The organism is Streptomyces sp. JK94, from assembly GCF_053613315.1.
The window spans coordinates 76,260-91,829 of record NZ_JBSICH010000003.1 but is presented as its reverse complement, the minus strand read 5'-3'; the positions used below and the strand labels follow the sequence as shown (position 1 = coordinate 91,829).

11 protein-coding genes and 1 riboswitch are annotated in these 15,570 nt (G+C 75.1%); of the genes, 9 read left to right on the top strand and 2 right to left on the bottom strand.

The features are described from left to right. Positions 1-28 precede the first annotated feature (28 nt). The gene (locus ACVV2G_RS03510) at positions 29-1,156 is read right to left on the bottom strand and encodes an alpha/beta hydrolase family protein (protein ID WP_453841075.1); all 1,128 of its coding nucleotides are present in this window, start codon (positions 1,154-1,156) and stop codon (positions 29-31) included. Between the two features lie 627 nt (positions 1,157-1,783). Further along, complete coding sequence (locus tag ACVV2G_RS03505) at positions 1,784-2,455, bottom strand: class II aldolase/adducin family protein (protein ID WP_453841074.1); 672 nt, start codon at positions 2,453-2,455, stop codon at positions 1,784-1,786. Between the two features lie 223 nt (positions 2,456-2,678). Between ACVV2G_RS03505 and ACVV2G_RS03500 the strand changes: the two genes are divergently transcribed. From ACVV2G_RS03500 to cobI, 9 genes are all read left to right on the top strand, one after another. Next, positions 2,679-3,914, top strand: coding sequence for an inorganic phosphate transporter (locus ACVV2G_RS03500; protein WP_453841073.1), 1,236 nt, complete (start codon positions 2,679-2,681; stop codon positions 3,912-3,914). Positions 3,915-3,947: 33 nt separating this feature from the next. After that, a complete protein-coding gene (locus ACVV2G_RS03495; RefSeq protein ID WP_453841072.1) occupies positions 3,948-4,169 on the top strand; it encodes a hypothetical protein in 222 nt (73 codons plus the stop codon). Between the two features lie 138 nt (positions 4,170-4,307). Continuing rightward, positions 4,308-4,447, top strand: a riboswitch (cobalamin riboswitch). 104 nt (positions 4,448-4,551) lie between these two features. Next, positions 4,552-5,517, top strand: a complete 966-nt coding sequence (locus tag ACVV2G_RS03490) for a cobalamin biosynthesis protein (protein WP_453841071.1) — start codon at positions 4,552-4,554, stop codon at positions 5,515-5,517. Next, the gene (locus ACVV2G_RS03485; RefSeq protein ID WP_453841070.1) at positions 5,514-7,046 is read left to right on the top strand and encodes a cobyric acid synthase; all 1,533 of its coding nucleotides are present in this window, start codon (positions 5,514-5,516) and stop codon (positions 7,044-7,046) included. The genes ACVV2G_RS03490 and ACVV2G_RS03485 overlap by 4 nt, the downstream gene beginning before the upstream one ends. Continuing rightward, complete coding sequence (gene cobN / locus ACVV2G_RS03480; protein WP_453841069.1) at positions 7,043-10,708, top strand: cobaltochelatase subunit CobN; 3,666 nt, start codon at positions 7,043-7,045, stop codon at positions 10,706-10,708. The genes ACVV2G_RS03485 and cobN overlap by 4 nt, the downstream gene beginning before the upstream one ends. Continuing rightward, entirely contained in the window at positions 10,705-12,762 is a 2,058-nt protein-coding gene (locus tag ACVV2G_RS03475) for a putative cobaltochelatase (protein ID WP_453841068.1), read from the top strand. Before cobN ends, ACVV2G_RS03475 begins: the two co-directional genes overlap by 4 nt. Further along, the gene (cobO, locus tag ACVV2G_RS03470; RefSeq protein ID WP_453841067.1) at positions 12,762-13,361 is read left to right on the top strand and encodes a cob(I)yrinic acid a,c-diamide adenosyltransferase; all 600 of its coding nucleotides are present in this window, start codon (positions 12,762-12,764) and stop codon (positions 13,359-13,361) included. Before ACVV2G_RS03475 ends, cobO begins: the two co-directional genes overlap by 1 nt. After that, on the top strand, positions 13,358-14,827 hold the full coding sequence (locus ACVV2G_RS03465) for a cobyrinic acid a,c-diamide synthase CobB (protein ID WP_453841066.1): 1,470 nt from the start codon (positions 13,358-13,360) through the stop codon (positions 14,825-14,827). Before cobO ends, ACVV2G_RS03465 begins: the two co-directional genes overlap by 4 nt. Continuing rightward, positions 14,824-15,555 carry a precorrin-2 C(20)-methyltransferase gene (gene cobI, locus ACVV2G_RS03460; protein ID WP_453841065.1) on the top strand — a complete coding sequence of 244 codons (732 nt, stop codon included), beginning with the start codon at positions 14,824-14,826 and terminating at the stop codon, positions 15,553-15,555. The genes ACVV2G_RS03465 and cobI overlap by 4 nt, the downstream gene beginning before the upstream one ends. The last annotated feature ends 15 nt before the right edge of the window (positions 15,556-15,570 follow it).

Below are 15,570 nucleotides of genomic sequence, written 5' to 3'. Positions count from 1 at the left end.
AGGCGGTGGGGCAGGGGTTCCGCCGGGGTCATACCAGGGGGGTCATGAAGCGGCGCAGTATCTCCTCGTAGGCGTCGGGGTCGGCGTTCCACATGGCGCCGTGCGGGGCGTCCTCGACCGTGTGGAGGGTGACCAGGCGGCGGTGGGTGCCGGCGAGGCGGCGGGAGAGCCGCCAGGGGGCCACCGCGTCGTCGGGGCCGTGGAAGATCAGGGTCGGGACCGCGGGTCGGTACAGGCCGGCGGTGCCGGTGTCGTGGTCGGCGTGCAGTCCGGCGCGGCCCTGGGCGGCGCGGACGGCGAGCGGCAGGAGCGCGCCCGGTGTGCGGCGGGCGGCGGCCAGGGCGCGCAGCGTGGTCTCCCAGCTGAGGACCGGGGAGTCCAGGACGAGGCCCGCGACGTACTCGCGTACGCCGGAGAGCGCCGCGACGCGCAGGGCCATGGTGGCGCCGGTGGACCAGCCGAGCAGGACCACCTGGCGGGCGCCGTGGTCGAGGGCGTAGCGGACGGCCGCGTCCACGTCGCGCCACTCGGTCTCGCCGAAGTGGTGCAGGCCGTCCGGCGAGGACGGGGCGCCGACGTCGCCGCGGTAGGCGAGGGCGAGCACCGGGACGTGCCGGCGGCTGAGGGGGGCCATGAGGTTCATGGCGTGTTCGCGGGTGGCGGCCAGGCCGTGCACGGCGATGACCCAGGTCGAGCGGGAACCGGGCAGGAACCAGGCCGGCAGGGGGCCCAGTTCGCCGGGGATCTCGACGTCGTCGTGGTCGAGGCCGAGGGCGGAGGCCGGGTCGCCGACGTGCAGGTTCGGGGTGAACCAGGCCCGGTCGCCGGCCGCGAAGGTGCCGTGCGTGACGCGTTCGAGGCGGCGGACGACGGTGTCGGCACCGTGCTCGACCGTGCCGAGGACGGGTCCGACCACCGCGTGGGAGCCGTCGCCGGCGAGGCCGTACCGGCCGGGACGCAGCGCGGCCAGATCCCTGGTGAGGGTGATCTGGCCGGCGGCGGTGCCGTGCACGGTGAGCCGGGGTTCGGTGGGCAGGGGCCGGCCGGGCGGCGCCTTGAGCGCGGCGTCGCTGGCGAGCCGTCCGGCGGCGACGCTCGCCGCCCCTGCGGCCAGGGCTGCGGTGACGGCGGCGGCCGTCGCGGGGAGGATGCGCACGTACTCCAGTTTCCCGAGGGACTCCGGAGTAAGCCACCGGACGGCGGACGCGCGGTGCCGTTCGGGTCAACCGGGCACCGGGCACGGTCCGCGGACGCCGGCTGGCGCCCGGGCACGGTGCACGGACGCCGCGTGACGCCCGAGCACGGCAGACCCGGGCGGCCTGACGCCCGGCGGACGCCACGTAACGCCCAGGCACGGTCCACGGACACCGCCCGACGTCCGGGCACGGTGCACGGACGCCGCGTGACGCCCGAGCACGGCAGACCCGGGCGGCCTGACGCCCGGCGGACGCCACGTAACGCCCAGGCACGGTCCACGGACACCGCCCGACGTCCGGGCACGGTGCACGGACGCCGCGTGACGCCCGAGCACGGCAGACCCGGGCGGCCTGACGCCCGGCGGACGCCACGTAACGCCCAGGCACGGTCCACGGACACCGCCCGACGTCCGGGCACGGTGCACGGACGCCGCGTGACGCCCGAGCACGGCAGACCCGGGCGGCCTGACGCCCGGCGGACGCCGGGTGGTGCCCGGCCACCGCCCGGGGCCGCCGGCCCGGCCCGGCGGACGCGTCGTGGTCCGCCGGGATACGGACGGGGCCGCTCCGTCCCCCGGGCCGGGGCGTCAGGACCGCTGGCCGTAGCTCTGGAGCCGCTCCGTCACCTCGGCGAGCTGCTCCTCGGTCAGCAGGGACGGCGACCGTCCCGGCACCGCGGAGGCCGTCAGCCAGAGGCGGCACATCCACTCCAGCTGGGCCGTGCGGTCGTAGGCCTGGTCCAGGCAGGCGCCGTAGGTGAGGGTGCCGTGGTTCTGGAGGAGGCAGCCGGTGCGGCCGGTGAGGGCGCCGAGCATGCTGCGGGCCAGTTCACCGGTGCCGTAGGCCGCGTAGGGGGCGACCCGGACCGGGCCGCCGAGCGCGGCGGTCATGTAGTGGACCGGCGGGAGTTCGGGGACGAGCACCGAGACCGCCGTCGCGTGCACGGCGTGGGTGTGGACGACGGCCCGGGCGTCGGTGGCCCGGTACACGGCGAGGTGCAGGGGCAGTTCGCTGGTGGGGACCAGCGTGCCGAGCACCTGCCGGCCGTCGAGGTCGACGCCGGTCGCGTCGGCGGGGGCCAGACGGTCGTACGGCACACCCGACGGAGTGACCAGCACCGTGTCGCCGACGCGTACCGAGACGTTGCCGGAGGTGCCGACCACCAGCCCGTCCGCCACCGTCCGGCGGGCCGTCGCGACGAGTTCCTCCCAGGCCTCGGCCACCTCCGCGTCCGCCCGTCCGCCCCTCGATCGCGTCACAGTCACCAGCTCCTCCCCGGGCCTCGCGCGCCCCTGTCGTCCCACCGACGGCCGATCCCGGGCGATCCTGCCAGGCACGTCTCCGCAGAGCATCGGCGCGGGCACGGAGCGGAAGGTGACGTCCCCCGTTCCGGTCACCACGAAGCCGATCCCAGTTCATCTCCCGTTCACTCTGGTTACCTACGTTCGTCCAGCCAATGACCTCGAACGATTGCCTGGGTAAATGGAAAGCTTCTCGCTGATCCTCGCGATTGTGGTGGTAACCGCACTCGCGTTTGATTTCACGAACGGTTTCCACGACACCGCGAACGCGATGGCAACGACCATTTCGACCGGTGCGCTCAAGCCCAAGGTGGCGGTGGCGATGTCCGCCGTCCTCAACCTTGTCGGCGCCTTCCTCTCGGTGGAGGTCGCCAACACGATCTCCAAGGGTCTCGTCGACGAGACCGGCATCCGTCCCGAGGTCATTTTCGCCGCCCTGGTCGGCGCGATCCTCTGGAACCTGCTGACCTGGCTGGTCGGGCTTCCGTCCAGCTCCTCGCACGCCCTCATGGGCGGTCTGATCGGTGCCGCCATCGCCTCGGCGGGCGTCGGCGCGGTCCACGGCGACGTGCTCGTCACCAAGGTGCTCCTCCCGGCGATCGCCGCCCCGCTCGTCGCGGGCATCGCGGCGATGCTCGGCTCGCGGCTGACGTACCGGCTGGGCCGCAAGGCCGACGGCGAGGCCGCCAAGAAGGGCTACCGCGCCGGGCAGATCGCCTCCGCCGGCCTGGTCTCCCTGGCCCACGGCACCAACGACGCCCAGAAGACGATGGGCATCATCACCCTCGCCCTGGTCGCGGGCGGCGCCCTCACCCCCGACTCCGACCCGCCCATGTGGGTCATCCTGTCCGCGGGCATCGCCATCGCGCTCGGCACCTACCTCGGCGGCTGGCGCATCATCCGCACCATGGGCAAGGGTCTGACGGACCTCCAGCCGCAGCAGGGCTTCGCCGCCCAGACCAGCGCCGCCACGGTCATCCTGGCCTCCTCCCACCTCGGCTTCTCCCTCTCCACCACCCACTCGGTCTCCGGCGCGGTGATGGGCGCGGGCCTCGGCCGCAAGGGCGGCGTGGTGCGCTGGTCCACGGCCACCCGCATGTTCGTCGCCTGGGGCCTGACCCTGCCGGCCGCGGCCCTGGTCGCCGCGATCGCCGAATGGGTCTGCGGCCTGGGCGACTGGGGCACCGGCCTCGTCGCGGTCTTCCTGGTCGCCTCCAGCGCCGCCATCTGGAAGATTTCCCGGCGCGAGGTCGTCGACCACACCAACGTCGTCGACGACGCCGAGCCCTCCGGTGTGGTGACCACGGCGATGGCCGCCGTGTCGCCGCCGCCGACGGGCGCGGCCGAGGAACTGGCCGCCGCCGTCCCGGCCTCCGCGCCCGACTCCAAGGCCCCGTCGGCCACCACCACCGTCTGAGCCCGCCCCCGGGTACGAAGGAAGCGAACCTCCATGAGCATCGACTGGGCAGCTCTCGGCTCCGTCTTCGGGGTCAGCCTCGTGGCCACCGTGGCCCTGGTGGGCCTGTTCACCCTCGGCATCACCGGTCTCTCCCGCCAGGAGCGGGCCGCCGCACAGGGCGGCTCCGCGGTCCTCGCCGTCACCGGCGCGTACGCGTGCTTCGCGGCCTGCGCGGCGGCGGTGGCGTACGGGATCCACCTGATCGTCGCCTGACCCGCCGCACCCCCGTGAGGCGGGGCGCGGGACGGATCACCACCGTCCCGCGCCCCGCCTCTTCGCGCGCCGGCGCACCCCTCCCGCGTGTGGGCCTTCGCACACTCCCCCGCCGCAGGTCAACGCCAGGTTGACGGGTGTTCGCGGGGCGTGGTGGACTGCCCGAGCCAATACGGCGGCAGGAGAGGAAGCCCGGTGCGAATCCGGCGCGGTCCCGCCACTGTGACCGGGGAGCGACCCCCGGGAGCCAGGAACTCTCACCGCCGTGCTCTTCGAACCAGGGCGCGGACACCCTGAGTGAGGACCTATCGCCATGCACGGCTGCCGTTCCCGGCTCACCAGCGACACACTTCGCCTCCCCCTCCCCCCGGTGGGTTGAGCCGTGCGCGCCGAACGCGTCTTCGCGTACGGCGCCGCCGCCGGCCTCCTCGGCGACCTCCTCCTCGGCGACCCGCGCCGCGGACACCCGGTCGCCGCGTTCGGCCGTGCCGCCGGTGCCGTGGAACGGGTGCTGTGGCGCGACCACCGCGGGTGGGGCGCGCTGCACACCGCCGTGTGCGCGGGTGGCGCCGCCACCCTCGGGCTGGCCGCCACCCGCGCCGTGCGCCGCTCCCCCACCGCCTCCGTCGCGCTGACCGCCGCCGCCACCTGGTCGGTCGTCGGCGGCACCTCGCTCGCCCGCGAGGCGTCCGCCATCGGCCGGGCCCTTCAAGCCGGTGACGTCGAGGCGGCCCGCGCGCGGCTGCCGCACCTGTGCGGGCGGGACCCGCAGGCGCTGGACGCCGACGGGATCGCCCGGGCGGTCGTGGAGTCCGTCGCCGAGAACACCTCGGACGCGGTGGTGGGCGCCCTGGTGTGGGGCGCGTGGGGCGGGGTGCCCGGCCTGCTCGGCTTCCGGGCCGTCAACACCCTGGACGCGATGGTCGGCCACAGGTCCCCCCGGTACCGCCGCTACGGCTGGGCGTCGGCCCGTCTCGACGACCTCGCGGGCTGGCCCGGCGCCCGTCTGACCGCCGTCCTGGCCGTGGTGGCCGGCGGCGATCCGCGGGGCGCCGTACGGGCGTGGCGTGCCGACGCCGCGCGGCATCCGAGCCCCAACGCCGGTCCGGTGGAGGCGTCCTTCGCGGGCGCCCTGGGCGTGCGGCTGGGCGGGACGCTCTCCTACGGCGGGCGGGTCGAGCACCGGCCCGTCCTCAACGGGGCGGCCGGTCGCGCCGTCCGGGCCGGTTCCGGCGACATCGACCGGGCCGTACGGCTCTCCCGGCGCGTGGGCTGGCTGGCGCTCGGCGTATGCGTGGGCGCGCGGCCGGCGGCCCGCCGGGCACTCACGAAGGGACGTGACGCATGAGCGGTGGCCTCCTCGTCGCCGGCACCACCTCCGACGCCGGCAAGAGCGTCGTGACGGCCGGGATCTGCCGCTGGCTGGTGCGGCAGGGCGTCAAGGTCGCGCCCTTCAAGGCGCAGAACATGTCGCTGAACTCCTTCGTGACCCGCGAGGGCGCCGAGATCGGGCGGGCCCAGGCCATGCAGGCGCAGGCGTGCCGGGTGGAGCCGACCGCGCTGATGAACCCGGTGCTGCTCAAGCCGGGCGGTGAGCGCAGCAGCCAGGTCGTGCTGCTCGGCAAACCGGTCGGCGAGATGAGCGCCCGCGGCTACCACGGCGGACGGCAGCAGCAGTTGCTCGGTACCGTGCTGGACTGCCTGGCCGAACTGCGGGGCACGTATGACGCGGTGATCTGCGAGGGGGCGGGCAGTCCGGCCGAGATCAACCTGCGCCGGACCGACATCGTGAACATGGGGATCGCCCGGGGCGCCGGGCTCCCCGTCCTGGTCGTCGGCGACATCGACCGGGGGGGCGTCTTCGCGTCCTTCTTCGGCACGGTGGCCCTGCTGTCGCCCGCGGACCAGGCGCTGGTCGCCGGGTTCCTCGTCAACAAGTTCCGGGGCGACGTGTCGCTGCTGGAGCCGGGGCTGGAGATGCTCCACGGGCTCACCGGGCGGCGGACGTACGGCGTCCTGCCCTTCCGGCACGGGCTCGGCATCGACGAGGAGGACGGGCTGCGGGTCTCGCTGCGCGGGACGGTGCGGGAGTCCGCCGTCGCGCCGCCGGTCGGCGAGGACGTGCTGCGGGTCGCCGTCTGCGCGGTGCCGCTGATGTCCAACTTCACGGACGTGGACGCGCTGGCCGCCGAACCCGGCGTCGTGGTGCGCTTCGTGGACCGGCCGGAGGAGCTGTCCGACGCGGACCTCGTCATCGTGCCGGGGACCCGGGGGACGGTGCGGGCGCTGGAGTGGCTGCGGGAGCGCGGACTCGCCGGCGCCCTCGTCCGCAGGGCGGCCGAAGGGCGGCCCGTACTCGGTGTCTGCGGCGGGTTCCAGTTGCTCGGCGAGCACATCGAGGACGAGGTCGAGTCCCGCGCCGGACACGTGGACGGGCTCGGACTGCTGCCCGTGCGGGTGCGGTTCGCCCGCGAGAAGACCCTCACGCGACCGGTGGGCGAGGCCCTCGGCGAACACGTCGAGGGCTACGAGATCCACCACGGGGTCGCCGAGGTGACCGGCGGCGAGGCGTTCATCTCGGACGGCGGAGGACGCGGCCTGGACGGCTGCCGGGTCGGCCGGACCTGGGGCACGCACTGGCACGGCTCGCTGGAGTCGGACGGCTTCCGGCGGGCGTTCCTGCGCGAGGTGGCCGCCGCCGCGGGCCGCCGCTTCGTGCCGGCCCCCGACACCTCGTTCGCCGCGCTGCGCGAGGAGCAGCTCGACCGGCTCGGCGACCTGATCGAACAGCACGCGGACACGGACGCGCTGTGGCGGCTCATCGAGTCCGGCACGCCGCAAGGACTGCCCTTCATCCCACCGGGAGCACCCGCATGAGCACAGTGTTGTTGTTGTCGACCGCCGACACGGACCTGCTGGCGGCCCGTGCCTCCGACGCCGGGTACCGGATCGGCAACCCCACCCGGGTCGACGTACGGGAGGAGCTGCCCGCGCTCGTCGAGGGCGCGGACCTCGCCGTCGTACGCCTGCTGGGCGGCAAGCGCGCCTGGGAGGACGGGCTCGCCGCGCTGAAGGCCACCGGCGTCCCGACCGTCCTGCTGGGCGGCGAGAGCGTGCCGGACGCGGAGCTGATGGCCGAGTCGTCGGTGCCGGCCGGGGTGGTGGCGGAGGCGCTGCGCTACCTCGTCGAGGGCGGGCCCGGAAACCTCACGCAGCTGGCGCGCTTCCTGTCGGACACGGTGCTGCTGACCGGCGAGGGCTTCGACGAACCGCGGAAGATGCCGGAGTACGGCGTCCGCGGTGAGCGCCCGTTCACCGAGGGCCGCCCGACGGTGGGCGTGCTCTTCTACCGCGCCCACCAGCTGAGCGGCAACACCGCCTTCGTCGACACGCTGTGCGACGCGATCGAGGCCCGGGGCGCCAACGCCCTGCCCGTGTACTGCGGTTCCCTGCGCGGCGCGGACGCGGGGCTGTACGAGCTGCTGGGCCGGGCCGACGCCCTGGTCGCCACCGTCCTCGCGGCCGGCGGCACGCACGCCTCGCAGGCGTCGGCGGGCGGCGACGAGGAGGCCTGGGACGTCGGGGCGCTGGCCGACCTGGACGTGCCGGTGCTGCAGGGTCTCTGCCTGACCTCGTCGAAGGCCGCCTGGGAGGAGTCCGACGCCGCCCTGTCCCCCATGGACGCGGCGATGCAGGTCGCGATCCCGGAGTTCGACGGGCGGCTGGTCACCGTGCCGTTCTCCTTCAAGGAGCAGGGCCCCGACGACGTGCCCGTCTACGTCGCCGACCCCGAGCGGGCCTCGCGGGTCGCCGGGATCGCCGTGCGGCACGCGGCGCTCAGGCACAAGCCGAACGCCGACAAGAAGCTCGCGCTGGTCTTCACCGCCTACCCGACCAAGCACTCCCGCGTCGGCAACGCGGTGGGGCTGGACACCCCGGCCTCGGCGGTGCGGGTGCTGGACGCGCTGCGGGAGGCGGGGTACGCGCTGACCGAGTACCCCTCCGGCGGCGACGAGCTGATCCACCGGCTGATCGAGGCGGGCGGCCACGACGTGGAGTGGCTGACGGAGGACCAGCTGGCGGCGGCGCCCGCGCGGGTGCCGCTGGCCGACTACCGGGCGTGGTTCGAGAAGCTGGACCCGGAACTGCGCGACGGGATGCGGGACGCGTGGGGCGAGCCGCCGGGCTCGCTGTACGTGGACGGGGACGACATCGTGCTGGCGTCGCTCCGGTTCGGGAACGTCGTGGTGATGATCCAGCCGCCGCGCGGCTTCGGCGAGAACCCGATCGCGATCTACCACGACCCCGACATGCCGCCGTCGCACCACTACCTGGCCGCGTACCGGTGGCTGGAGAACTCGTTCGGCGCCGACGCGATCGTGCACATGGGCAAGCACGGCACGATGGAGTGGCTGCCCGGCAAGGGCCTCGGGCTGAGCGCCGGGTGCGCGCCCGACGCGGTCCTCGGCGACCTGCCGCTGATCTACCCGTTCATCGTCAACGACCCCGGCGAGGGCACCCAGGCCAAGCGGCGCGGCCACGCCACGGTCGTCGACCACCTCGTGCCGCCGATGGCGCGCGCCGACACCTACGGCGACCTGGCCAAACTGGAGCAGCTGCTCGACGAGTACGCGCTCGTCTCCGACCTGGACCCGGTGAAGGCGCCGGCGGTCCGCGCGCAGATCTGGACGCTGGTCAAGGCGGCCGAGCTCCATCACGACCTGCACGTGGACGACCAGCCGGACGACGACGCGTTCGACGAGTTCGTCATGCACATCGACGGCTACCTGTGCGAGATCAAGGACGTGCAGATCCGCGACGGCCTGCACATCCTCGGCGGCGGCCCGGTCGGCGAGCCGCGCGTGAACCTGGTGCTGGCCGTGCTGCGCGCCTCGCAGGTGTGGGGCGGCCGGGCGAACGCGCTGCCGGGTCTGCGGGCCTGCCTGGCCGAGCGCTTCGGGCTGGTGGAGAAGGAGCTGCTGGCCGAGCCGGGCGCCCCGGTGAAGGTGCCGGTGGAGCTGACGGACCTGGTGGACGGCCCGGCGCGCTCGGCCGCCGACGCGGTCGACCTGCTGGAGCGGCTGTGCCGGCGGTTCGCGGAGGGCATGGAGGCGCGGGCGTGGGACGCCGCGGCCGTACCGGGCCTGGTGCGGGAGGTGCTGGGCACCGAAGCGGCCGACGCGGTCGCGGTGCTGGAGTTCGCGTGCACCGAGGTCGTGCCGCGGCTCGCCCGGACCACGGACGAGATCGGGCACATCCTGCGCGCCCTGGACGGCGGTTACGTGCCGGCCGGGCCGTCCGGTTCGCCGACCCGCGGGCTGGTCAACGTCCTGCCGACCGGCCGGAACTTCTACTCGGTCGACCCCAAGGCGATCCCGTCCCGGCTGAGCTGGGAGGTCGGGCAGTCCCTCGCGGACTCGCTGATCCAGCGCTACCTGAGCGACACCGGCGCGTACCCGAAGTCCGTCGGCCTCACGGTGTGGGGCACGTCCGCGATGCGCACCCAGGGCGACGACATCGCGGAGATCCTGGCGCTGCTGGGCTGCCGTCCGGTCTGGGACGACGCCTCGCGCCGGGTGACCGGCTTCGAGGTCGTGCCGCCGGCCGAGCTGGGCCGGCCGCGCGTCGACGTCACCGTGCGCATCTCCGGCTTCTTCCGGGACGCCTTCCCGCACGTGGTGGGGCTGATCGACGACGCGGTGCGGGCGGTGGCGGAGCTGGACGAGCCCGCCGACCAGAACTACGTCCGCGCCCACGCCGACGCGGACACCGCCGAGCACGGCGACCGGCGCCGGGCCACGGCACGCATCTTCGGTTCCAAGCCGGGCGCGTACGGCGCCGGTCTGCTGCCGCTGATCGACGCCCGCAACTGGCGCTCCGACGCGGACCTCGCCGAGGTGTACGCGGTGTGGGGCGGCTACGCCTACGGGCGCGGGCTCGACGGCCGGGCGGCGCGCGGGGACATGGAGACGGCGTTCCGGCGGATCGCGGTGGCGGCGAAGAACGTGGACACCCGCGAGCACGACCTCGTCGACGCCGACGACTACTTCCAGTACCACGGCGGCATGGTCGCCATGGTGCGGCACCTGACGGGGACCTCCCCGGAGGCGTACGTCGGCGACTCCGCCACGCCCGACCAGGTGAGGACCCGGACGCTGGGCGAGGAGACGCACCGGGTCTTCCGGGCCCGGGTGGTCAACCCGCGCTGGATGGCGGCGATGCGGCGGCACGGCTACAAGGGCGCCTTCGAGATGGCGGCCACCGTGGACTACCTCTTCGGGTACGACGCCACGGCCGGGGTCGTGGACGACTGGATGTACGAGAAGCTCAGCGCCGAGTACGTCTTCGACCCGGAGAACCGGGACTTCATGAAGAAGTCCAACCCCTGGGCGCTGCGCGGCATCACCGAACGGCTGCTGGAGGCGGCCGACCGCGGCCTGTGGGCCGAACCGGACGCGCAGACCCTGGAGCGGCTGCGCATCACCTACCTGGAACTCGAGGGCGAGCTCGAAGGCGACTCGGAGGGCGACGACAAGTGAGTATTCCGTTCCCGTTCACGGCCGTCGTCGGCCAGGACGACCTGCGGCTCGCGCTGCTGCTGAACGCCGTGTCCCCGGCGGTCGGCGGGGTGCTGGTGCGCGGCGAGAAGGGCACCGCGAAGTCCACGGCCGTGCGGGCGCTGTCGGCGCTGATGCCCGAGGTGGACGTCGTCTCCGGATGCCGCTTCTCCTGCGCCCCCGACGCGCCCGACCCGGCCTGCCCGGACGGCCCGCACGCGCCGGGCCCCTCCGCCTCCCGCCCGGCGCGGATGGTGGAACTGCCCGTCGGCGCCTCCGAGGACCGGCTGGTCGGCGCCCTGGACATCGAGCGGGCGCTCGCGGAGGGCGTCAAGGCGTTCGAGCCGGGCCTGCTGGCCGACGCGCACCGCGGCATCCTGTACGTCGACGAGGTCAACCTCCTCCACGACCACCTGGTGGACCTGCTGCTGGACGCCGCCGCGATGGGCGCCTCGTACGTCGAGCGCGAGGGCGTCTCGGTGCGGCACGCCTCGAAGTTCCTGCTGGTCGGCACCATGAACCCCGAGGAGGGTGAGCTGCGCCCGCAGCTCCTCGACCGGTTCGGGCTGACCGTGGAGGTCTCGGCCTCGCGCGAGCCCGACCAGCGGGTGGAGGTCGTGCGGCGCCGGCTCGCCCACGACGACGACCCGGCCGGCTTCGCCGCGCGCTGGGCGGACGAGGAGGCCGCCGTACGGGCGCGGATCGCGGCGGCGCGCGAGCTGCTGCCGTCGGTGCGCCTCGGTGACGGGGCCCTGCGGCAGATCGCGGCGACCTGTGCCGCCTTCGAGGTGGACGGCATGCGGGCCGACATCGTGATGGCCAGGACGGCGACCGCGCTGGCGGCGTGGGCCGGCCGCACCGACGTACTGGCGGAGGACGTTCGGCAGGCCGCGCTGCTGGCGCTCCCGCACCGGCGCCGGCGCAACCCGTTCGACGCGCCGGGCCTCGACGAGGACAAGCTCGACGAGACGCTGGAGGAGTCCGGCGGGCAGGGTGAGGGCGACGACGATCCCGGTCCCGACGACGGTCCGGACGGGCCGGGAGGCGGCGGGCGCTCCCCCGAGCCGGAGGGCCCGCAGGGCGGGTCGGGAGCACGGCCCGAGGCCGCGGAGGACGGCGAGCCGCAGCAGACGGGGGCCGGCGCCGGTGAGCAGTCGGCCGTACGGGCCGCCGAGCCGTTCCGCACGAAGGTGCTGAGCGTGCCCGGGCTCGGCGAGGGCGCCGCCGGCCGGCGGTCGCGGGCGCGGACCGAGCACGGGCGGACCACCGGGGCCCGGCACCCCCGGGGAGCGCTGACCAAGCTGCACCTGGCCGCCACCGTGCGGGCCGCCGCCCCGCACCAGCGGGCGCGGGGCCGCAGCGGTCCGGGGCTGGTGGTGCGCCGGGACGACCTGCGGCAGGCGACCCGCGAGGGGCGGGAGGGCAACCTCGTGCTGTTCGTCGTGGACGCCTCCGGCTCGATGGCGGCGCGGCAGCGGATGAGCGCCGTGAAGGGCGCCGTGCTGTCGCTGCTGCTCGACGCCTACCAGCGGCGGGACAAGGTGGGCCTGGTGACCTTCCGGGGGTCGGCCGCCGACCTCGCGCTGCCCCCGACCTCGTCGGTGGACGCGGCGGCGGTCCGGCTGGAGTCGCTGCCCACGGGCGGCCGTACGCCGCTGGCGGCCGGGCTGCTGCGCGCCCACGAGGTGCTGCGCGTGGAGCGGCTGCGGGACCCGGCGCGGCGGGCGCTGGTCGTGGTGGTGACCGACGGGCGGGCCACGGACGCGGGGGCGGCGCGCGGCGCCTCGGGCCGGGGCGGCGGCCGGGCGACGGGTGCGACGGAGCCGGTGGCGCTGGCCGGGCGGGCGGCGCGGCTGTTCGCCGCCGAGGGCACCGCGTCGGTGGTCGTGGACTGCGAGTCGGGGCCGGTGCGGCTGGGGCTCGCCGGCCGGCTCGCGGACGAGCTGGGCGGTACGGCGGTGACGCTGGACGAGCTGCGGGCGGACTCGATCGCCGGGCTGGTCAAGGACGTACAGGGAAGCAGGAGGGCCGCGTAGTGCCGCAGGGACAGCCGAGCGTCATCCCCGACGACGGACTGACGACCCGTCAGCGGCGCAACCGCCCGCTGGTCGTGGTGCACACCGGCATCGGCAAGGGGAAGTCCACCGCCGCCTTCGGGCTGGCGCTGCGCGCCTGGAACCAGGGGTGGCCGATCGGGGTGTTCCAGTTCGTCAAGTCGGCGAAGTGGAAGGTCGGCGAGGAGAACGCCCTGCGCGTGCTGGGCGCCTCCGGCGAGGGCGGCACCGTCGACTGGCACAAGATGGGCGAGGGCTGGTCCTGGGTCCAGCGGGACCGGCAGATGGACAACGAGGAGAAGGCCCGGGAGGGCTGGGAGCAGGTCAAGCGGGACCTGGCGGCCGAGACGTACCGGCTGTACGTGCTGGACGAGTTCGCCTACCCGATGCACTGGGGCTGGGTGGACACCGACGAGGTCGTGTCCGTGCTGCGCGACCGGCCGGGCACCCAGCACGTCGTGATCACCGGGCGGAACGCTCCGGCGGAGCTGGTGGACCTCGCCGATCTCGTCACCGACATGTCCAAGGTCAAGCACCCGATGGACGCGGGGCAGAAGGGGCAGAGGGGCATCGAGTGGTGACCCCGCCCCCCGCCCCGCCCTCGGCCGTGCCCCGGCTGGTCGTCGCCGCACCCTCCTCGGGCAGTGGCAAGACCACCGTCGCCACGGGGCTGATGGCCGCGCTCACCGCGCGCGGGCTCGCCGTGTCGCCGCACAAGGTCGGTCCCGACTACATCGACCCCGGGTACCACGCCCTGGCCACCGGGCGGGCGGGGCGCAACCTCGACGCGTACCTGTGCGGTCCCGAGCTGGTCGGGCCGCTGTTCCTGCACGGGGCGCGCGGGTGCGACATCGCCGTGGTCGAGGGCGTCATGGGGCTGTACGACGGGGCCGCGGGGGAGGGCGAGCTGGCGTCCACCGCACAGGTCGCGAAGCTGCTGCGGGCGCCGGTCGTGCTCGTCGTGGACGCGTCGTCGCAGTCGCGGTCGGTGGCCGCGCTGGTGCACGGCTTCGCGTCCTGGGACCCGGAGGTGCGGATCGGGGGCGTGATCCTCAACAAGGTGGGGTCGGACCGGCACGAGGCGCTGCTGCGGGAGGCGCTGGAGTCGGCCGGGGTGCCGGTGCTCGGTGTGCTGCGGCGGACCGCCCGGGTCGAGACGCCGTCGCGGCACCTGGGGCTCGTGCCGGTCGCCGAACGGGGGACGGAGGCGGTCGAGGCCGTGGCGGCGATGGCCGCGCAGGTCGCCGACGGGTGTGATCTGGAGGCGCTGGCCGGGCTGGCGCGCAGCGCCGGCCCGTTGTCGTGCGCCGCGTGGGACGCGGGCGGGGCCCTGGCCTCCTCGCCCCCGCTCTCCCCGGGGACTGCCGCCCCCGGGTCCCGGCTCCGGCTCCGGCCCGAACGGCCTCGTCCGCACGGGCCGGACGGGCCGGACGGGCCGGACGGGCCGCGGCGCGTGGCCGTGGCCGGTGGGGCCGCGTTCACCTTCTCCTACGCCGAGCACGCCGAACTGCTCGCCGCCGCCGGGGCCGAGGTGGTCGTCTTCGACCCCCTGCGGGACGAGGAACTGCCCGAGGGCACCGGCGGGATCGTGATCGGCGGCGGGTTCCCCGAGGTGTACGCGGCCGAGCTGTCGGCCAACGAGCCGCTGCGCAGGAGCGTCGCCGGGCTGGCGCGGGACGGGGCGCCCGTCGCCGCCGAGTGCGCCGGGCTGCTGTACCTGTGCCGGGAGCTGGACGGGATGCCGATGTGCGGGGTGCTGGACGCCTCCGCCCGGATGTCCGGGCGGCTCAGCCTCGGCTACCGGGACGCCGTCGCCGTGTCCGACAGCGCGCTGGCCGTCGCGGGGACGCGGATGCGGGGGCACGAGTTCCACCGGACGGTCGTGGAGCCGGGGGCCGGGGCGTCGCCGGCGTGGGGGGTGCGGGCGCCCGAGCGGCGCGTCGAGGGTTTTGTGGAGCGCGGTGTGCACGCGAGCTATCTGCACACGCACTGGGCGTCCGAGCCCGGTGTCGCCCGTCGGTTCGTGGAGAGGTGCCGGACGTCATGAGCAGCAGGCTGATCGGTGTGGGGGTCGGTCCCGGCGACCCGGAACTGGTGACCGTCAAGGGGGTCAACGCGCTGCGGGCCGCGGACGTCGTCGTCGTGCCCGTGATGGACACGGGCGAGCGGGGGCGCGCCGAGGCGACCGTGCTGCACTACGTGCCCGCCGAGAAGGTCGTCCGCGTCGTGTTCGCGCTGAACGAGCGCAGCGACCGGGCACGGCGCGAGGCGGCCTGGGACGCGGCCGGGGAGCGGGTGGCCGGGCTGCTGCGGGCGCACGGCACCGTGGCCTTCGCGACCATCGGCGACCCCAACGTGTACTCGACGTTCACGTATCTCGCGCAGACCGTCGGCGGGCTGGTGCCGGGCGCCGCGGTGGAGACCGTGCCGGGCATCACCGCCATGCAGGACCTCGCGGCGCGCTCGGGTGCCGTGCTGACGGAGGGCACCGAGCCGCTGACGCTGGTGCCGGTGACCGCGGGGACCACCGTGCTCAAGGACGCGCTGAACGGGCCCGGCACGGTCGTCGCCTACAAGTTCGGCCGGCAGGCGGCCGAGGTCGCCGAGGCGCTGCGGGAGACCGGGCGGCTGGACGACGCGGTGTGGGGGTCGGCGCTGGGGATGCCCGAGGAGTCCGTGCGGGCGGCGGCGGAGCTGGACGGGTCCGCGCTGCCCTACCTGTCGACGCTCATCGCGCCCGCCCGGCGCGCGGGCGGGCGGGGCGGCAAGCTGTGAGCCTTTCCGGCCGGG